This is a genomic window from Streptomyces sp. Ru73, assembly GCF_002920575.1.
GTDB lineage: Bacteria > Actinomycetota > Actinomycetes > Streptomycetales > Streptomycetaceae > Streptomyces.
The window spans coordinates 25,560-44,624 of sequence record NZ_PQSQ01000044.1 but is presented as its reverse complement, the minus strand read 5'-3'; the positions used below and the strand labels follow the sequence as shown (position 1 = coordinate 44,624).

At 71.0% G+C, this 19,065-nt stretch carries 15 protein-coding genes; 12 read left to right on the top strand and 3 right to left on the bottom strand.

The window, feature by feature from the left end:
• Positions 1 to 24: 24 nt before the first annotated feature.
• Both C3486_RS19870 and C3486_RS19865 read left to right on the top strand, forming a co-directional pair.
• Positions 25 to 1,191 carry a DUF1648 domain-containing protein gene (locus C3486_RS19870; protein WP_146075017.1) on the top strand — a complete coding sequence of 389 codons (1,167 nt, stop codon included), beginning with the start codon at positions 25 to 27 and terminating at the stop codon, positions 1,189 to 1,191.
• Positions 1,191 to 1,562: a GntR family transcriptional regulator gene (locus tag C3486_RS19865; RefSeq protein WP_103834082.1), complete on the top strand. Its 372-nt coding sequence runs from the start codon at positions 1,191 to 1,193 to the stop codon at positions 1,560 to 1,562. Before C3486_RS19870 ends, C3486_RS19865 begins: the two co-directional genes overlap by 1 nt.
• Before the next feature lie 3 nt (positions 1,563 to 1,565).
• Here C3486_RS19865 and C3486_RS19860 read toward each other — a convergent pair whose 3' ends face one another.
• On the bottom strand, positions 1,566 to 2,021 hold the full coding sequence (locus tag C3486_RS19860) for a carboxymuconolactone decarboxylase family protein (RefSeq protein WP_103834097.1): 456 nt from the start codon (positions 2,019 to 2,021) through the stop codon (positions 1,566 to 1,568).
• 170 nt (positions 2,022 to 2,191) lie between these two features.
• Between C3486_RS19860 and C3486_RS19855 the strand changes: the two genes are divergently transcribed.
• Complete coding sequence (locus C3486_RS19855; protein WP_103834081.1) at positions 2,192 to 2,827, top strand: TetR/AcrR family transcriptional regulator; 636 nt, start codon at positions 2,192 to 2,194, stop codon at positions 2,825 to 2,827.
• Positions 2,827 to 3,453, top strand: coding sequence for a DUF4865 family protein (locus C3486_RS19850; protein WP_103834080.1), 627 nt, complete (start codon positions 2,827 to 2,829; stop codon positions 3,451 to 3,453). Before C3486_RS19855 ends, C3486_RS19850 begins: the two co-directional genes overlap by 1 nt.
• A 7-nt stretch (positions 3,454 to 3,460) precedes the next feature.
• Here the strand turns inward: C3486_RS19850 and C3486_RS19845 are convergent, their stop codons facing one another.
• Positions 3,461 to 4,582 carry an alkene reductase gene (locus C3486_RS19845; protein WP_103834079.1) on the bottom strand — a complete coding sequence of 374 codons (1,122 nt, stop codon included), beginning with the start codon at positions 4,580 to 4,582 and terminating at the stop codon, positions 3,461 to 3,463.
• A gap of 80 nt (positions 4,583 to 4,662) precedes the next feature.
• Here C3486_RS19845 and C3486_RS19840 point away from each other — a divergent pair, with 80 nt between their 5' ends.
• From C3486_RS19840 to C3486_RS19830, 3 genes are all read left to right on the top strand, one after another.
• Positions 4,663 to 5,667 carry a sigma-70 family RNA polymerase sigma factor gene (locus C3486_RS19840; protein WP_103834078.1) on the top strand — a complete coding sequence of 335 codons (1,005 nt, stop codon included), beginning with the start codon at positions 4,663 to 4,665 and terminating at the stop codon, positions 5,665 to 5,667.
• Positions 5,668 to 5,819: 152 nt separating this feature from the next.
• On the top strand, positions 5,820 to 8,531 hold the full coding sequence (acnA, locus tag C3486_RS19835) for an aconitate hydratase AcnA (RefSeq protein ID WP_103834077.1): 2,712 nt from the start codon (positions 5,820 to 5,822) through the stop codon (positions 8,529 to 8,531).
• Between the two features lie 237 nt (positions 8,532 to 8,768).
• Positions 8,769 to 9,008: a hypothetical protein gene (locus C3486_RS19830; RefSeq protein ID WP_103834076.1), complete on the top strand. Its 240-nt coding sequence runs from the start codon at positions 8,769 to 8,771 to the stop codon at positions 9,006 to 9,008.
• Positions 9,009 to 9,078: 70 nt separating this feature from the next.
• Here C3486_RS19830 and C3486_RS19825 read toward each other — a convergent pair whose 3' ends face one another.
• A complete protein-coding gene (locus C3486_RS19825; RefSeq protein ID WP_103834075.1) occupies positions 9,079 to 12,465 on the bottom strand; it encodes a GH92 family glycosyl hydrolase in 3,387 nt (1,128 codons plus the stop codon).
• Positions 12,466 to 12,887: 422 nt separating this feature from the next.
• Between C3486_RS19825 and ngcE the strand changes: the two genes are divergently transcribed.
• The 5 genes from ngcE (at position 12,888) to C3486_RS19800 (ending at position 19,031) form a co-directional block, all read left to right on the top strand.
• On the top strand, positions 12,888 to 14,330 hold the full coding sequence (ngcE, locus tag C3486_RS19820) for an N-acetylglucosamine/diacetylchitobiose ABC transporter substrate-binding protein (RefSeq protein WP_103834074.1): 1,443 nt from the start codon (positions 12,888 to 12,890) through the stop codon (positions 14,328 to 14,330).
• Positions 14,331 to 14,391: 61 nt separating this feature from the next.
• Complete coding sequence (locus C3486_RS19815) at positions 14,392 to 15,315, top strand: carbohydrate ABC transporter permease (protein ID WP_103834073.1); 924 nt, start codon at positions 14,392 to 14,394, stop codon at positions 15,313 to 15,315.
• On the top strand, positions 15,312 to 16,295 hold the full coding sequence (locus C3486_RS19810) for a carbohydrate ABC transporter permease (protein WP_374936898.1): 984 nt from the start codon (positions 15,312 to 15,314) through the stop codon (positions 16,293 to 16,295). The genes C3486_RS19815 and C3486_RS19810 overlap by 4 nt, the downstream gene beginning before the upstream one ends.
• Positions 16,296 to 16,551: 256 nt before the next feature.
• Complete coding sequence (locus C3486_RS19805; protein WP_103834071.1) at positions 16,552 to 17,751, top strand: ROK family transcriptional regulator; 1,200 nt, start codon at positions 16,552 to 16,554, stop codon at positions 17,749 to 17,751.
• A gap of 188 nt (positions 17,752 to 17,939) precedes the next feature.
• Positions 17,940 to 19,031, top strand: coding sequence for a substrate-binding domain-containing protein (locus tag C3486_RS19800; protein WP_181138609.1), 1,092 nt, complete (start codon positions 17,940 to 17,942; stop codon positions 19,029 to 19,031).
• The last annotated feature ends 34 nt before the right edge of the window (positions 19,032 to 19,065 follow it).

Below are 19,065 nucleotides of genomic sequence, written 5' to 3'. Positions count from 1 at the left end.
ACGGACGCGAGGGGGGATCGGGAGATGGCCGGTCGGGGAGGCATCGCCGCAGGACAGCGGGGTGACGGGACGGGCGCACGGGGCGGCCCCGGCATCCGCCGGGTGATCGTCGCGGCGGCACCCTTTCCGGTGGCCGCCGCAATCGTCGCAACGGCGTACGGAACCCTCGCCGATCGGCTGCCCGCCACGCTGGCCACACACTTCCGCGCGGACGGCCGTGCCGACGGCTTCACCTCGGCAAGCGGCTTCCTCGCCCTGGCGCTCGGCATGCTCCTCGTATTCGGTGCCGTTTTCGGGCTCCTCGTCCTGCTGCCCGCCACCGGTCGGCGTACGGGGGCGGTGCGGCGCCCGGGGGACGGGCATCGTGCGGACGGCGTACGGGGCGCGTACCCACGCCCGGTGACCGCCGGGAAGTGGCGGCCGGGGCAGGCGCTCGGCGCGGCACGCGCCGCCCTCACCCTCGCCTACGGTCTCGCGGGCCTCCTGGCCTACGCGTTCGTGAGCACACTGCAGGTCAACGCGGCGGCCGGCGGTGACCCTGCAGCAGCCGAGCTCCCGCTGTGGCAGCTCGCCGCCGCGGTCGGTGCCGGCGTGGTGGCCGGTGCGCTCGGCCGGCTGCTGGCCGGCAAGGACACCCCGCTGCCGGACGACGGCGTACGCGGCGCGGCCCCGCGCCTGCCCCTCGCCGATTCCGAGGTCGCCGGCTGGTCCCGCACGGTCGCCTCGCCGTTCATGTACGCCGTGGGACTCGCGCTCCTCCTCGCGGGCCTGGTCTGGGGTCTGGCCGCCGACTGGTCGGCTGCACCCGGCCTGTTCGTCGGCGCGGTCCTCGTCCTCGCACTGGCCGGGCTGCGGGTGACCGCCGACCGGCACGGCCTGACCGTGAGCCCGCCGCTCCTCCGCTACCCCCGCATGCGCATCCCGCTGTCCCGCATCCAGGAGGCCGACCGCCGGGAGATCGTCCCGCTGCGCGACTTCGGCGGCTGGGGCTACCGGATCCGGCCCGGTCGCAGCGGATTCGTCCTCCGCTCCGGCGAGGCGCTGTCGCTGCGGCTGGCGGGCGGCAAGGAGTTCGTGGTGACGGTCGGCGACGCGGCCACCGCCGCGGCCCTGCTCAACACCCTCGTCGACCGTGCGGGCCCGGGGACCGGCGAGGCCGGCGGCGCGCCGGGCCCGGAGGGCGGCGCCTGATGCTCGTCCGCATCGACCCGGCGTCCCCCGTGCCGCTGGGCGACCAGATCGCCGCCTCCGTGCGCGGCGCCATCGCCGACGGCTCGGTACGGGCGGGGGAGCGGCTGCCCGCGGCCCGTACCCTCGCCGGCTCGCTCGGCGTCAACGTGCACACCGTCCTCCGCGGCTACCAGCGCCTGAAGGACGAGGGGCTGATCGAACTGCGGCGCGGCCGCGGCGCCGTGGTGACCGGCGCCGCTTCCCCCGCCCGTGCCCGCCTCACCGACGCCGCGGCCGGCCTGATCAGCGATGCCCGTGCCCTCGGCCTCTCGGACGAGGAGATCGTCTCCCTGGTCCGCCGGGGCCTGGGCGGGCCGCTGGGTGCGGGCTGAGGTTCACCAGGTCGGGCCCGCCACCTGCCGGGTCGTGACGTTGATCCGGTTGAAGAGGTTGGTCACGCCGACCATCAGGACGATCGACGCCAGCTGCCGCTCGTCGAAGTGCTCGGCGGCCGCGTCCCAGACCTCGTCCGGCACCGGGTCCGGGCGGTCGGCGAGCCGGGTCGCGGCCTCGGCCAGCGCCAGCGCCGCGCGCTCGGCGTCCGTGAAGAACGGCGCCTCGCGCCAGGCCGACACCGCGATCAGCCGCTCGTCGGTCTCGCCCGCCTTCTTCGCGCTGTGCGCCCCGCCGACCACGCAGTAGCTGCACCCGTTGATCTGGCTCGCCCGCAGGTGCACCAGCTCCAGGACCGTCTCGGGCACCCCGCCCGACTTCGCCGCCTTCAGCAACTGCTGCACGGCCGGCACGGTCTCGGGGAAGAGGGCCGCGGGGTTCTTCATACGTGCCTGCATGATCTGCTCCTCGGTAACGTCCTGCACGGCCTGTTCGCTGCTACACCCCACTGACGGACGGCACCCGGCGGAATGTGACACGGCCGCGCAGCTTTTTTCCGACGGCCCGGCCCGCGGGCCTTTCCGGCAGTCGGCCCGCCTCTGTACCTACTGGTATGTATGCTGACCGCATGACCCCAGTGACCGGACCGCCGTCCGACGCACCGGACGGCCGCCCGAGCGGTACGCCGGGCAGCACCGCCGAACGCCTCATCGAGAGCACCCGCGAACTGCTGTGGGAGCGCGGCTACGTCGGCACCAGCCCCAAGGCGATCCTGCGGCGCGCCAACGCGGGCCAGGGCAGCATGTACCACCACTTCAGCGGCAAGCCGGACCTCGCGCTGGCGGCCATCCGGCGGTCCGCCGAGGAGCTGCGGGCCGAGGCGGCGCGGCTGCTCGACGGGCCCGGCACGGCGCTGGACCGGGTCGGCGCCTACCTGCGGCGCGAGCGCGAGGTGCTCAAGGGCTGCCCGGTCGGGCGGCTCACCCAGGACCCGGACGTGATGGCCGACCCGGCGCTGCGCGCGCCGGTCGACGAGACCTTCGACTGGCTGCGCGGCCGCCTCACCGAGGTGCTCGCCGAGGGCCGCGAGCGCGGCGAGCTGGACCCGGCGCTGGACCCGGCCGCCACGGCCGCGAGCGTGGTCGCCGTGGTGCAGGGCGGCTACGTCCTCGCCCGCGCCGCCGGTGCGCCCGCCGCCTTCGACCAGGCGGTCGCGGGCGTGCTCGGGCTGCTCGCCGGCCACGACACCACCCGGCGGCCCTGATGTACGCGGCGCAGTACGAGATCACGCTGCCCGCAGGCCACGACATGGCGACCATCCGCAGGCGGGTGGCGACGACCGGTCATCTGCTCGACGACCGCGCCGGGCTGGGCCTGAAGGCGTATTTGGTCCGCGAGCGCGGCAGGGACGGCTCGCCGGTCAACCAGTACGCGCCGTTCTACCTCTGGCGGGACACGGGCGCGATGGGCCGCTTCCTCCTCGGCGGGGGCGGCTTCCAGAACATCGTCCGGGACTTCGGCCGGCCCGCCGTGCGCACCTGGACGGGCGTGGCCGCCCTGCTGGGCCCGGCTCGCGGAATGCCCCCGCGCGCCGCCTCCCGCCGTCTCACGCCCCTCCCGGACGGGCCCGGCCCGGACCCCGACGGGCTGGCCCTCAGCCGCCTCCTGGAGCGGGAGACGGCAGCCCTGCGCGAGCTGGCCCGGCACCCCGCCGTGCACACCGCGGCGCTCGCCGTCGACCCCCACCACTGGCAGCTCCTCCGCTTCGTCCTGTGGTCGGACGCCGCCCCCGGAGCCGAGGACGGGGCTGACGAAGCCACCGTGCGGTACGAGGTGCTCCACCTGTCCGCGCCGGAGCTCGCCGGGCTGCCGGAGGGCAGCGTCTGGTGACCGGCCGTCAGGCGCCGCTCGGCGGATAGTCCACGTATCCGGCCGCGCCGCCCGTGTAGTACGTGGCCGGATCGCCGGCCGTCAGAGGGCGGCCGAGCGCGAAGCGGGTGACCAGGTCCGGGTTGGCGATGAAGTGGGTGGCGTACGAGACGGCGTCGGCGAGGCCCGCGTCGAGGACGGCGTCCCCGGACTCCCCGTCGAAGCCGTTGTTCACGATCAGGGGGCCGCTGAACCGGCGGCGGCAGCGCGCGAACGCCGCGAAGTCCGGGGCGGCGCCGGGCTCCGTGCCGTCCGGGCCGCGCAGGTGCAGGTAGGCCAGCGGGCGGTCGTCGAGCTCCGTCACCAGCGCGTCGTGGTCGGCCAGCGCCGCCTCGTCGGCCGGGAAGCGGTCGGAGGCGGACAGGTAGGGCCCCAGCCGGACGCCGACCCGCCGCCCGGCCCAGGGCTCGGCCACCGCGTCGACGACCTCGAGGAGCAGCCGCCGGCGGCGGACCCGGTCGCCGCCGTACGCGTCGGTGCGCCGGTTCAGCAGCGGGCTGAGGAACTGCGGCAGCAGGAACGGGCCGAGCGCGCCGATCTCGACGCCGTCGAAGCCCGCGCGCCGGGCGTTGGCCGAGGCGGTACGGAAGCCGGCCACCGCGGCCGCGATGTCGGCCGCGGTCATCTCGCGCGGCGTGACGGTCGGCTTGAAGCCGCCCGGGGTGAAGGACCGTACCCGTGGGTCGACCGCCGAAGGCCCGGCGGGCAGCCGGCCGCCGAGGTGATCGGGGTGCGAGGCGGCGCCGGTGTGCCAGAGCTGCAGCACGATGCGGCCGCCGAGGGCGTGCACCAGGTCGGTCACCCGCCGCCACCCGGCGACCTGCGCCGCGCTGTGGATGCCGGGGACGTGCACGAAGCCCACCGCCTCCGGGCTGACCCAGGCGCCCTCGGTGATGATCAGGCCGGCGCCGGCCCGCTGGGCGTAGTACTCCGCGTGCAGCTCCGTCGGCACCCGCCCGGGGCCGGTCGCGCGGGCGCGGGTCACCGGGGCCATCACCACCCGGTTGGGCAGCCGGAGGTCCCCCAGCGCCGTGGGGCGCAGCAGGGGCCGGACACCGGTGGTGGGGGCGGTCGTCGGCAGGGCGTTCATCCGTGTGGTCCTCTCCTTGTCACCTCCGCGCTGTCGCGCGCGTCAACCAGGTGACGGACCGCGCGGCGGAAAGGTGACCGATGGACGAGCACGAGGGGCCGGCGGAGGCCCGGACGGCGGCCGGACACGGGGCGGCGGCCCCCGGCGGCGATGCGCTGGCGGAGCGCTTCGAGGGCCACCGCGATCAGCTGCGCGCCGTGGCGTACCGGATGCTCGGCTCCCTCGCCGAGGCGGAGGACGCGGTGCAGGAGACCTGGCTGCGGCTGGGCCGCGTCGACGCTCGGGAGATCGCCAGTCTGGGCGGCTGGCTGCGCACCGTCCTCTCGCGGGTCTGCCTGGACATGCTGCGTGCGCGTGCGGCGCGGCGCGAGGATCCGGTGGGGGACGGGATGCCCGAAGCGGCCGGGCCGCCCCCGGGCGGCGGCGCGGCGGAGGGGTCCGGTACGCCGGAGGACGAGGCGGTGCTGGCCGAGTCGGTCGGCCGCGCCCTGCTCGTGGTGCTGGACACGCTGACGCCCGCCGAGCGCGTGGCCTTCGTGCTGCACGACCTGTTCGCCGTGCCGTTCGGGGAGATCGCCGCCCTCCTGGAGCGCTCGCCGGCGGCCACGAAGAAGCTCGCGAGCCGGGCGCGCCACCGTGTGCGGGGCACGGCCCGGATGCCCCGCGCCGAGCTGGACCGGCAGCGGCGCGTCGTCGAGGCGTTCCTCGCCGCCTCGCGCCGCGGCGACCTCGACGCGCTGCTGGCGGTGCTCGCGCCCGGCGTGGTGCGCCGCGCCGACCCCGCGGCGCTGCCGCCGGGTGCCGCTCCGGTGCTCAGCGGGGCGCGTGCCGTGGCGGAGGGGACCCTCGTCCTCGGGCGGCGCGCCCGGTTCGCGGAGCCCGCGCTGGTCGACGGCGCGCCCGGAATCGTCGTGGCGCCGTACGGCCGGCTGCTGCTCGTGCTCACCCTCACGGTCGAAGCGGGCCGGATCAGCGCATACGAGGTCATCGCCGACCAGGCCCGGCTGGCCCGCCTGGACCTGGCCGTACTGGAGGAAGCGGACACCGGGCGGGCAGGGCATGACCGCGCGGCAGCGATGTACTAGAGTTATCTCGACATCGAGATATCTGCCGAGAGGCGTACCGCTGCCGCGCTAGTAAGGCTCACCTAACTAAGCCTTACCTTAGCTGATCGGCTGGGGCCGGTGACGGCAGGATTGCGGTGGTACGCGCGAATTCATGCATGAAGGAGACTGTCGTGTCGGCGAACAGCTTCGACGCCCGCAGCACCCTGCAGGTGGGCGACGAGTCGTACGAGATCTTCCGGCTGGACAAGGTGGAGGGCGCAGCCCGCCTGCCCTACAGCCTGAAGGTCCTGCTGGAGAACCTGCTCCGCACCGAGGACGGCGCGAACATCACCGCCGACCACATCCGGGCGCTGGGCAACTGGGACTCGCAGGCCCAGCCGAGCCAGGAGATCCAGTTCACGCCGGCCCGCGTGATCATGCAGGACTTCACCGGCGTCCCCTGCGTCGTGGACCTCGCCACGATGCGTGAGGCCGTCAAGGAGCTCGGCGGCGACCCGGCGAAGATCAACCCGCTGGCCCCGGCCGAGCTGGTCATCGACCACTCCGTCATCGCCGACAAGTTCGGCACCAACGACGCCTTCAAGCAGAACGTCGAGCTGGAGTACGGCCGCAACAAGGAGCGCTACCAGTTCCTGCGCTGGGGCCAGACCGCCTTCGACGAGTTCAAGGTCGTCCCGCCCGGCACCGGCATCGTCCACCAGGTGAACATCGAGCACCTGGCCCGTACGGTCATGGTCCGCAACGGCCAGGCCTACCCCGACACCCTGGTCGGCACCGACTCGCACACCACGATGGTCAACGGCCTGGGCGTCCTGGGCTGGGGCGTCGGCGGCATCGAGGCCGAGGCCGCGATGCTCGGCCAGCCGGTCTCCATGCTGATCCCGCGCGTGGTCGGCTTCAAGCTGACCGGTGAGCTGCAGCCCGGCACCACCGCCACCGACCTGGTCCTCACGATCACCGAGATGCTGCGCAAGCACGGCGTCGTCGGCAAGTTCGTCGAGTTCTACGGCGAGGGCGTCGCCGCCACCTCGCTGGCCAACCGCGCCACCATCGGCAACATGTCGCCGGAGTTCGGCTCCACCGCCGCGATCTTCCCGATCGACGACGAGACCCTGAACTACCTCAAGCTCACCGGCCGCTCCGAGCAGCAGGTCAAGCTGGTCGAGGCGTACGCCAAGGAGCAGGGCCTCTGGCTCGACCCGGCCGCCGAGCCCGACTTCTCCGAGAAGCTGGAGCTGGACCTGTCGACGGTCGTCCCGTCGATCGCAGGCCCGAAGCGCCCGCAGGACCGCATCGTCCTGGCCAAGGCCGCCGAGCAGTTCGCGCAGGACGTGCGCAACTACGTCGCGGACGACGAGGAGGCGGGCAAGGAGTCCTTCCCGGCCTCCGACGCGCCGGCCCGCACCAACGGCGTGCCCAGCAAGCCGACCCAGGTCGTCGCCGCCGACGGCTCCACCTTCGAGATCGACCACGGCGCCGTCACCGTCGCCGCGATCACCTCCTGCACCAACACCTCGAACCCCTACGTCATGGTCGCCGCCGCGCTCGTGGCCAAGAAGGCGGTCGAGAAGGGCCTGACCCGCAAGCCGTGGGTCAAGACCACCCTGGCCCCGGGCTCCAAGGTCGTCACCGACTACTTCGACAAGGCCGGCCTGACCCCGTACCTGGACAAGCTGGGCTTCAACCTGGTCGGCTACGGCTGCACCACCTGCATCGGCAACTCCGGCCCGCTGGACGAGGAGATCTCCAAGGCGATCAACGAGGCCGACCTCGCCGTCACCTCGGTGCTCTCCGGCAACCGCAACTTCGAGGGCCGGATCAACCCCGACGTCAAGATGAACTACCTGGCGTCCCCGCCGCTGGTCGTCGCGTACGCCATCGCCGGCTCCATGAAGGTGAACATCACCGAGGAGGCCATCGGCACCGACACCGAGGGCAACCCGGTCTACCTCAAGGACATCTGGCCCTCCGAGGCCGAGGTGAACGACGTCGTCGCCAACGCCATCGGCCAGGACATGTTCTCCAAGTCCTACGAGGACGTCTTCGCCGGTGACGCCCAGTGGCAGGCGCTGCCCATCCCGACCGGCAACACCTTCGAGTGGGACCCGCAGTCCACCTACGTCCGCAAGCCCCCGTACTTCGAGGGCATGGAGATGGAGCCGGCCCCGGTCGAGGACATCGCGGGCGCCCGCGTCCTCGCCAAGCTGGGCGACTCGGTCACCACCGACCACATCTCCCCGGCCGGTGCGATCAAGGCCGACACCCCGGCCGGCAAGTACCTCACCGAGCACGGCGTCGAGCGTCGCGACTTCAACTCCTACGGCTCCCGCCGTGGCAACCACGAGGTCATGATCCGCGGCACCTTCGCCAACATCCGCCTGCGCAACCAGATCGCGCCGGGCACCGAGGGCGGCTTCACGCGTGACTTCACGCAGGAGGACGGCCCGGTCTCCTTCATCTACGACGCCTCCCAGAACTACCAGGCCGCCGGCATCCCGCTGGTCATCCTGGCCGGCAAGGAGTACGGCTCCGGCTCCTCCCGCGACTGGGCCGCCAAGGGCACCGCGCTCCTCGGCGTCAAGGCCGTCATCGCCGAGTCCTACGAGCGCATCCACCGCTCGAACCTGATCGGCATGGGCGTCCTGCCCCTGCAGTTCCCCGAGGGCGCCTCCGCCCAGTCCCTGGGCCTGACCGGCGAGGAGACCTTCTCCATCACCGGCATCACCGCCCTGAACGACGGCGGCATCCCGGAGACGGTCAAGGTGAAGGCGGGCGACGTCGAGTTCGACGCCAAGGTCCGCATCGACACCCCCGGCGAGGCCGACTACTACCGCAACGGCGGCATCATGCAGTACGTGCTGCGCAGCCTGATCCGTAAGTGATCACCGGCTAGGCCGTAACGCCGAGAAGGGCCGCACCCCGCCGGGGTGCGGCCCTTCTCGTGCGCGCGCCCGTGGGCGGGACACGCCGTCCCCGTGCGGCCGGTCGGGTGAACGGCAGAGGGCGACCGGTCGGATCGTACGGCCGGGGGAGTGGTGTTCGGGGCCGGGCGGTAGGGGTGCGGGACGCGGCGCGGTAGATCTTCGCTCGTCCTTACCTCGCGCTTACAGGAGAGACACATGCGCAAGACCATTGGCCGATCCGTGGCCGCCGCGGTGCTCGCCGCGGCCGCCGTCGTGCCGCTCGCGGGCACGGCCCAGGCCGCTTCGCAGGCCGCCCCGGCCGCCGCGACATGGAAGCACGACAGCCACAAGCACTGCGGCTGCCACCACGGCCGTGACCACCACCGGGGTGACTGGGGTGACTGGGACGACTGGGGCGGCGGTCTGCTCACCGGTCTCCTGCGCATCCTGCTCTGACCGGTCCGGAAAGCCGCAGGGGCCGCACTCCTCGCCCTGAGGAGCGCGGCCCCTGCGCGTGCGTACCGGGTCAGGACAGCAGCTCCACCTCCGCGAGGGTCGCCCGGCCGGCCGGGACCAGGCGGTAGTGCCGGTACGTGCCCGGGCGGTCCACCGAGAAGACGCGGGTCTGCTTGTCCCATGTGAAGGTCTCGGCGGAGCGCCGGTCCACGGTGGTCCACCGGCGGCCGTCGCGCGACCCCTGCAGCGTCCACCCGGCCGGTGCCTCGGCCTTCGCCGACGAGGTCAGCGTGTACGAGGTGACGCGCGCTTCCTTCGTGAGGTCCGTGGCCGCCGTGGTGAAGGCCGCCGAGGTGTCCGAGGTGTTGTCGAAGAGCGCCGAGCCGTCAGCGGGGGCCACGTCAGCGGCCGGGGCCGGCACCTTGTCGTCCCGGGTGATCGAGGTGGGTCCGGCGTTCTCACCGGTGCCCCAGCGGGACGGCTCCGGGCCCATGGCGAACTCCAGGGTGCCGCCGCGGGCAAGGACGGAGTGCGGGAGCGCCGTGGAGTTCCAGGACTTGCCGTTGACCTTCACGCCCTGCACGTAGACGTTCCGGGCGCTGTTCCCGGGCGCCTTGATGACCAGGTCCCGGCCGTTCTCCAGATGCACGGTGGCCTTGGTGAAGAGCGGCGAGCCGATCGCGTACTCCGGGGCGCCCATCACCAGCGGGTAGAAGCCGAGGGCGCTGAAGACGTACCAGGCGGACATCTCGCCGTTGTCCTCGTCGCCCGGGTAGCCCTGGCCGATCTCGCTGCCGAGGTAGAGCCGGGAGAGCACCTCGCGGACCTTCTCCTGGGTTTTCCACGGCTGCCCGGCCGCGTCGTAGGCGTACGCGATGTGGTGGGAGGGCTGGTTGCTGTGGCCGTACATGCCCATCCGGGTGTCGCGGGCCTCGGTCATCTCGTGGATGACGCCGCCGTAGCTGCCGGCGAACTCCTTGGTGCCGGTCTCCGGCGTGGCGAAGTACGTGTCCAGCTTCTTGGCCAGGCCCGCGCGGCCGCCGTAGAGGTTGGCGAGGCCCCTGAGGTCCTGCGGGGCGGTGAAGGCGAAGGTCCAGCCGTTGGTCTCGGTGTAGTCGTAGCCCCACACCCGCGGGTCGTACTTCTCCGGCGACAGCCGCCAGTCGCCCTGCTCGTCCCTGCCCTGGAAGAAGCCGACGCGGTCGTCGAAGAGCTTCACGTAGTCCCGGGCGCGGTCCAGGAAGTAGGCGGACTCCTCCTTGTAGCGCTTCTCGTGGGTCTTCTTGTAGAGCGCCTGGCCCATCCGGGCGATGCCGAAGTCGTTGAGGTAGCCCTCCAGGGCCCAGGACAGGCCCTCCTTGGTCCTGGTGGAGGTGTAGCCGAGGAAGGGCGAGGTGTTCATGCCCTTGCGGCCGACGCCGGGGCTCGGCGGGGCGACCGTGGCGTTCTTCAGCGCCGCCTCGTAGGCCGCCTTCGCGTCGAAGCGCACGCCCTTGCCGTAGGCGTCGGCGAAGGCCACGTCGGAGCTGGTGCCGGTCATGAGGTCGGCGTAGCCGGGGGAGGACCAGCGGGAGATCCAGCCGCCGTCCTTGTACTGCTGGACGAACCCGTCGGCCAGCTCGCCGGCCCGCTTCGGGGTGAGGAAGGAGTACGCGGGCCAGGTGGTCCGGTAGGTGTCCCAGAAGCCGTTGTTCACGTGCACCTGGCCGTCGACGATCTTCGAGCCGGTGTGCGTGGGGGTGTCGGGGCCGGTCGCGGGGGAGAAGGGGCTGGCGTAGCGCTGCTCTCCGTCCACCTTCTCCGAACCGGAGTTGGGGTAGAGGTAGAGCCGGTACAGGCTGGAGTAGAGGGTGGTCAGCTGGTCACGGCTCGCGCCCTCGACCTCGATGCGGCCGAGGATGTCGTCCCACTGCGCGCGGGCGCGGTCCCGGACCGAGGCGAACGAGGCGTCGTCGGCGATCTCCTGGCGGAGGTTCGCCTTCGCCTGGTCCACGCTGATGAGGGAGGTGGCGATGCGCATCGTGACCGTGCGGTCGGCACCCGGCCTGAAGCGCAGATAGCCGGTGACGTCGGGGCCGCCGCCCCCGGAGAGCTTGCCGCCGGCGGTGACGGGCGCGTCGAAGACGGCGTACACGAACAGCCGGGTGGCGCCGGTTGACAGCCCGCTCTTGACGTCGGAGAAGCCGGTGACCACGCCCTTTTCGGTGTCGAGCGACAGCCCGCCCTTGTTGTTGACGTTGTCGAAGATCAGGCTCGCGTCCGCACCCGGAAAGGTGAACTTCATCATCGCGGCGTGGTCGGTGGGCGCGATCTCGGTCTTCAGCCCGTTGTCGAAGGTGACGCCGTAGTAGTGCGGCTTCGCCGTCTCGCGGGAGTGGTGGAAGGGGAGCGCGCGGGCGGTGCGGGAGACGTCGGGGGTGCCGGCCGCGGCGGACGGCATCACCTGGAAGGTCTGCCGGTCGCCCATCCAGGGGCTGGGCTCGTGGCTGGCGCTGAACGCCTGGAGCGTGGGGAGGTTGTCGGCGTTGTTCTTGCGCGCGTACTCGTAAAGCCAGTCCTGGGAACCGGCGTTGGTCACCGGCGTCCAGAAGTTGAAGCCGTTGGGGACGGCGGTCGCGGGGAAGGTGTTGCCGCGCGAGAAGCTGCCGCTGGAGTTCGTGCCGCGCACGGTGGAGGCGTAGTCGGCGAGGTGCGCGAGCGGCTTCTCCGGCTTTGCCGGGGCCAGTGACACATCGTCCAGCCAGCCGCGGAAGTCCCCGGTGCCCTTGGGCGCGTCGTACGCGAGGAGGATGCGGTCGACCGTCTTTCCGGCGGCCACCGCTCCGATCCGCGACTCGCGGTTGTTCCACTGATTGACGTAGAGCGTCTTGGCCGCGCCCTGGCCCTGCGGGGTGAGCGGAGCGCCGTTGGCGTCGGCCGGCTTCAGGTCGCTGAGGTAGGTGCCGTCGGTGAAGGCGAGGTCCACGGAGACCTGGGTGGCGCGGTAGTCACGCGCCGATCCGGCCATTTCGGGGAAGAGCTTGTAGGACAGGACCGTGTCGGGGCGCACCGGCACGTCCACGTCGAACAGCTTGTTGTACGCGTAGCCGTGGCCCTCGGCGGTGTGCGTGCCGCCGTAGCGCAGCGCGTGCGTGCCGGTGAAGCCGGCGTTCCGCTTCGCGGTGGGGGAGTCCGTGGGGCCGGTGTCGACCCGGCTGGTCATGCCGGGCGCGGTGGCGCCCTCGGGGTGAACCCCGGAGACCTTCGGGGTGCCGTCGGCGGTCTTCTCGGCGGTGTCGCGCCAGTCCGGCGCGGGCTGCCCGGACTCGAAGGACGAGGCGAACTCCGCCGGTCCGCCGGGTGGTGCGTGAGGGGTGGCGGGTGCGGCCACGGCCGCGCCCTGTGCCGTCACGGTCAGGAGGGCTGCCGCCGCCAGGGCGACGGGACGGCTGCTCCCCCGCAGGTGTCTGTGCCGCACGCGAGCTTCTCCACTCTTCCGGGCTCTGCCGGCAGGTCGGCTGACATCGTTGTCATATCTGCGGTGCAGAGATAACCAACAGCGGTGCGGCCTTTGGTGTCAAGGGAGCCGTATGAGGTGGCGGAAATGCCGCCCCGCCGTTCCGTGCATGCCGACGAGGTCTCAACTCGGGAAAGACTGGCGGCCGGTGCTGCTTTTGATCTTGCCCCGTCCGTGTGAAGTGGACTATACCTGTCGGCGTCCGAATGGCTGTGCGCTTCAAGCCGTCGGATCCGGGGGACATCAGCGGGGAGCACCACGTTTTCCCTGCGTATCTCTAGCGCGCCCGGTGCACATCCCGTACAACTCAGCTGCATCTGACCCGCGGTGCCGGGGTGGCTCCGGTACACCGCCTGAGTCCTGGAGAAGGCGAGGACTTGAGCATGGGATCCACCTCAGAAACCAGCCGTCGCGATCTGATCAAGCGGTCCGTGGCGCTCGGAGTGTTCGCCGTTCCGACGATGAGCATGCTCGCCTCGTGCGCGAGCGGCGGCGACAGCGGCGGCGGCGACAAGGTGAACAAGGGCACCAAGTCCGCGAAGAACCCGCTCGCCGTGAATGAGAGCGCGCCTTTGGACGTGGTCATCTTCGACGGCGGCTTCGGCGAGAAATACGCCAGGGACGCCGAGGCGATGTTCGTCGCCGCGTACCCCAAGACCAAGGGCAAGATCAAGCACGCGTCCACGCAGAAGATCCAGTCCACCCTGCAGCCCCGCTTCAACGGCGGCAACCCGCCCGACCTGGTGGACAACTCCGGTGCGGAGCAGATGGACTTCTCCACCCTGGTCAGCAAGGACCAGCTGACGGACCTGACGCCCCTGCTGGACGCGCCCTCGGTCGACGACCCGTCGAAGAAGGTCCGCGACACGCTGCGTCCCGGCGTCGTGGAGATGGGCCAGTTCGGCGGCTCGCAGATCCTGACCCTGTACTACGCCTACACCGTCTACGGCGTCTGGTACTCCAAGACGAACCTGAAGAAGCTGGACGCGGAGTACCCGGAGACCTGGGACGAGATGCTCGCGCTCTGCGCGAAGGCCAAGAAGAAGGGCGTCGCGGGCTGGACGTACCCCGGCAAGTACCCGTACTACGTGCCGTTCAGCCTCTACCCCTTCATCGCCAAGATCGGCGGCGCCGAGGTGCTGCGCCGGATCGACAACCTGGAGCCGGGTGCCTGGAAGGACCCCGCGGTCCGCGCCGCCTTCGAGGCGTACTACGAGCTGTACAAGAAGGGCTACATCCTCAAGGGCAGCCCGGGCCTGGACCACCTGCAGTCGCAGAAGGCGTGGGCCGAGGGCAAGGCGCTGTTCATCCCCAACGGCTCCTGGGTGGAGAACGAGTCCGGCAAGCAGATCGACAAGGCCGGCAACTTCGACCTGGCCGTGGGCGCCCCCTCCAGCCTCTCCGCCTCGGACAAGATGCCGTTCGGCACCCTCTGGGCGTCCGGCGGCGAGCCGTTCATCGTCCCCAAGCAGGCGAAGAACCCCGAGGGCGGCATGGAACTGCTGCGCATCATGCTCGGCGAGAAGGCGTCCAAGAACTTCACCAAGCAGGTCTCCTCGCTCACCTCGCTGAACGGCGGCACCGAGGGGCTGACGCTCCCGCCGGGTCTGGCGTCCGCGCAGCAGGCCCTGGAGAAGGCCGGCAAGAACGTCCTCAACCCCCGTCTGCAGGACTGGTACGTGGCCCTGCAGAAGGAGAAGATCGGCGTCGGCTGCATCGGCGAGATGATGGCCGGCCGGATGACGCCCGCCGAGGCCATCAACAAGATCCAGAAGTACGCGGACGAGACCCGGAAGGACCCCAGCATCAAGAAGTACAAGCGCTGACCGACGAATTCGCTGTGTCACCAGCGGCAGCCGCCGCAGGATAAGAACGGAATCGTACGTCATGCAGCACGGTAAATACCGCTTCATCGCCGGGTTCCTGGTCCTTCCGCTGGCCATCTACGCGGTCTTCGTCATCTCCCCGTTCGTGCAGGCGATTTACTACTCCTTCACGGACTGGACGGGACTGAGCCCCGATTTCTCGATGGTCGGGTTCGGCAACTACACGCGGCTTTTCCAGGACGGCGTGTTCTGGTCAGCGGTGGGCAACAGCGTGACCCTGCTCCTGCTGCTGCCGGTGGTGACCCTTTCGCTCGGACTGTTCTTCGCGTTCATGCTCAACGTCGGTGGCCGCCGCAAGAAGAAGGCGGTCATCGGCGGGGTGCGCGGTTCGGGCGCGTACAAAATCCTCTACTTCTTCCCGCAGGTGCTGTCGGTCCCGATCGTCGCCCTGCTCTTCCAGTTCGCGTACAACCCGGAGAGCGGCGCGCTCAACTCCTTCTTCTCCGCCGTCGGCCTGGACGCCGTGCAGCCGAACTGGCTGGGCGACCCGCAGCTCGCGCTGTGGTGCGTCATGGCGGCGATGGTGTGGGCCAACGTCGGCTTCTACGTCGTCCTCTTCTCCGCCGGGATGAGCTCCATCCCCAAGGACTTCTACGAGGCCGCGCTGCTGGACGGCGCGAACCGCTTCAACACGTTCTTCCGCATCACCCTGCCGCTGCTCTGGGACACCGTGCAGACCGGCTGGATCTACATGGGAATCCTGGCCCTGGACGTGTCGGCCTTCGCGTTCGTGCAGATCATGAGCGTCGGCCCGGGCGGCCCGGACTACTCGACGGAAGTACTGCCGCTGTACGTCTACCAGAAGACCTTCCGTGACGGTCAGGCCGGCTACGCCACCGCGATCGGCGTCTCGCTGCTCATCGTCACCCTGATCTTCGCGGCCGTCGTCATGCGGCTGGGCCGTCGAGAGCGACTGGAGTTCTGATGACCGCACAGACCGATCCCCCCGAGCTCCAGGGCGTCAGGAAGGACGCCGCGCAGGGCGTCGTGCCGGCCGGCGGTGCGGGAGCGGGCGGCGCGGCCGCGCCGGAGCCGCACGCCCCCGCGGGCAGGGGCCCGCGGCGGCGCAACGGCGGCGAGGGCGGCGTGCTGAACGTCTTCTCGCACGGCGTGCTGGTGATCTGGGGCATCCTCGTCACCATGCCGCTGCTGTGGGCGGTGGTCAGCTCCTTCAAGGACGACACGGAGATCTTCGGTTCGCCCTGGGGCCTGCCGTCCGCGCTGCACTTCGAGAACTGGGCGCGGGCCTGGGAAAAGGCCAACATGGCCCAGTACTTCGCGAACTCCCTCATCGTGGTGGGCGGTTCGCTGGTCGGCACGATGCTGCTCGGGTCGATGGCCGCGTACGTCCTGGCCCGCTTCGAGTTCCGCGGGAACCGCTTCATCTACTTCCTGTTCGTGGGCGGCATGGGCTTCCCGGTGATCCTCGCGCTGGTCCCGCTGTTCTTCGTCATGAAGAACATGGCCCTGCTGGACACCTACCACGGCCTGATCCTGGTCTACATCGCCTACTCGCTGCCGTTCACCGTCTTCTTCCTGAGCGGCTTCTTCCGCACGCTGCCGACCTCGGTGGCGGAGGCCGCGCTCATCGACGGGGCCTCGCACGCCAGGACCTTCTTCCAGGTGATGCTGCCGATGGCCAAGCCCGGCCTGATCAGCGTCGGCATCTTCAACTTCCTGGGCCAGTGGAACCAGTACCTGCTGCCCACGGTCCTCAACGTCGGCGACCCCAACAAGAAGGTGCTGACCCAGGGCCTGGTCGCGCTGGCGGTCAGCCAGGGGTACAAGGGCGACTGGTCGGGGCTGTTCGCGGGCCTGACCATCGCGATGCTGCCGGTGCTCGCCGCGTACATCGTCTTCCAGCGGCAGGTGGTCGCGGGCCTGACCGCGGGGGCGGTGAAGTAGCGGGGCGCAGCCGTCCGTACCGATCACCAGGGGCCTTCCGCCGCCGGCCCGCGGCGGGAGGCCCGCGGGCGTGTCCACGCGGCGCGTCGGCCGTCGAGCGTGGATATGCGCCCTCCTGCGGTCGAGGACTTGACGGGAGCGGACCCGGGCAGCTCAGCTTAGATTCACATGTTGGAGACAAGCCGGGCCCCGTTGACGCGGCCCGGCCGGCGGGCGGTCGTCGTGCCGCCCGCGGCAGGCGGGAGTGGATGAGTCGATGGAGACTCCGGGGTCGCAGTCCTCGCTGCACCGGGCCAATCTGGAGCGGGTCGTGCGTGCCGTACGGATGGCGGGATCGCTCACCCAGGCGGAGATCGCCCGGACCACAGGGCTGTCGGCGGCCACCGTCTCCAACATCGTGCGGGAGCTGAAGGACGGCGGGACCGTCCAGGTCACGCCCACCTCGGCGGGTGGCCGCAGAGCCCGCAGCGTCTCCCTCTCCGGCGACGCGGGCGTCGTGGTCGGCGTCGACTTCGGCCACAGCCACCTGCGGGTCGCGGTCGGCAACCTCGCGCACCAGGTGCTCGCCGAGGAGTCCGAGCCCATCGACGTGGACGCCTCCGCGGCCGAGGGCTTCGACCGGGCCGAGCAGCTGGTCAGCCGGCTGGTGGAGACGACCGGCATCGACCGGTCCAAGGTCGTCGGGGTGGGCCTGGGCGTGCCGGGCCCGATCGACGTGGTCTCCGGGACGCTCGGCTCGACCGCGATCCTGCCGGGCTGGACGGGCACGAACCCGGGCGAGGAGCTGTCGGCCCGGCTGGGCGTGCCGGTGCACGTCGACAACGACGCCAACCTCGGCGCGCTCGGCGAGCTGGTGTGGGGCGCGGGCCGCGGCGCCGCCGACCTCGCGTACATCAAGGTGGCCAGCGGCGTCGGCGCCGGGCTGGTGATCAGCGGGCAGATCTACCGCGGTCCGGGCGGCACGGCGGGCGAGATCGGGCACATCACGCTGGACGAGTCGGGGCCGGTGTGCCGCTGCGGCAACCGCGGCTGCCTGGAGACCTTCGCCTCGGCCCGGTACGTGCTGCCGCTGCTGGAGCCGGCCCACGGCCCGGATCTGACCATGCCGGGCGTGGTCCAGCTGGCCCGGGACGGCGACCCGGGCTGCCGCCGGGTCATCGCGGACGTCGGCCGGCACATCGGCAGCGGCGTGGCGAACCTGTGCAACCTGCTGAACCCCAGCCGGGTGGTGCTCGGCGGCGACCTGGCCGAGGCCGGTGAGCTGGTGCTGGCGCCGATACGGGAGTCGGTGTCGCGGTACGCCATTCCCAGTGCGGCGCGGCAGCTGAGCGTCGTACCGGGCACGCTGGGCGGCCGGGCGGAGGTGCTCGGCGCGCTGGCGCTGGTGCTCAGCGAGATGGGGGACTCCACGCTGCTGGACGGGTCGCTCAGCCCGGACGCTCCCGCCCTTGCCTGAAGCGCGCCATTGTCTGAAGGGAAAAGGGCGCCCGGGCACCGCCGGGGCGCACTCTGAGTTCAGACAGCTAACGGATGGCACCGTTGTCATCTCGTTAAGGATTTACTCCTTGACGCCCTGCGAGCGGCCGAGTTGACTCCAAGCACCTCGGCCGCAAGGACGCGGCCATGTCAGGGAGGGCCATCCCCATGAACGCATTTGTGCGTCGCGTCGTCATAGCCACCACCGCGGTCTCCATGGCCGTGACCGTGGCCGCCTGCGGCAAGGCCGGCAGCGGCGGCGACAGCGGTGGTGACAACAAGACCATCGGCCTGTTGCTGCCGGAGAACAAGACCACGCGCTACGAGACCTTCGACCGCCCGTACATCGAGAACAAGATCAAGGAGCTCTGCTCCGACTGCGTGGTGAAGTACAACAACGCCGCGCAGGAGACCGAGACCCAGAAGAAGCAGTTCGACGCGCTGATCACGCAGGGCGTCAAGGTGATCATCCTGGACTCGGTCGACTTCAAGGCCACCAAGTCCTGGGTGAACCAGGCGGCCAAGAAGGGCGTCAAGGTCGTCGCTTACGACCGCCTCGCCGAGGGCAAGATCTCGGCCTATGTCTCCTACGACAACGAGAAGATCGGCCGCCTCCAGGGCGAGGGCCTGGTCAAGGCCCTGGGCAGCGACGCCAAGGATGCCAACGTTGTCATGATCAACGGCTCGCCGACCGACCCGAACGCCCCGTTCTTCAAGAAGGGCGCGCACTCCGTCCTCGACAAGCAGGTCAAGAAGATCGCTTACGAGCAGGACATCCCGGACTGGTCGCCGGACGAGGCCAACAAGAAGATGAACTCGGCGATCGACGCGCTCGGCAAGGACGGCTTCCAGGGCGTCTACTCCGCCAACGACGGCATGGCGGGCGGCATCCTCACCGCCCTGAAGCAGCGGAACATCGACGTCCCGGTCGGCGGCCAGGACGCCGAGCTGGCCGGTCTGCAGCGGATCCTGAAGGGCGAGCAGGCCTTCACCATCTACAAGCAGATCAAGCCGCAGGCGGAGACCACCGCCGAGGTCGCGGTCAAGCTCCTGAAGGGCGAGAAGCTCGGCTCCGTCACCCCGGACAAGGTCGACAGCCTCAGCGGCGAGGTCAAGGGCATCCCGGCGAAGCTGTACGACGCGCAGATCGTGACCAAGGACGACATCAAGGACACGATCATCAAGGACAAGGTCTACAAGGCGAGCCAGCTCTGCACCGCGGACTACAAGAAGGCCTGCGAGGAAGCCGGCATCAAGTAGCCCCTCGGGCGGCCCGCGCACGGACGGTGCGCGC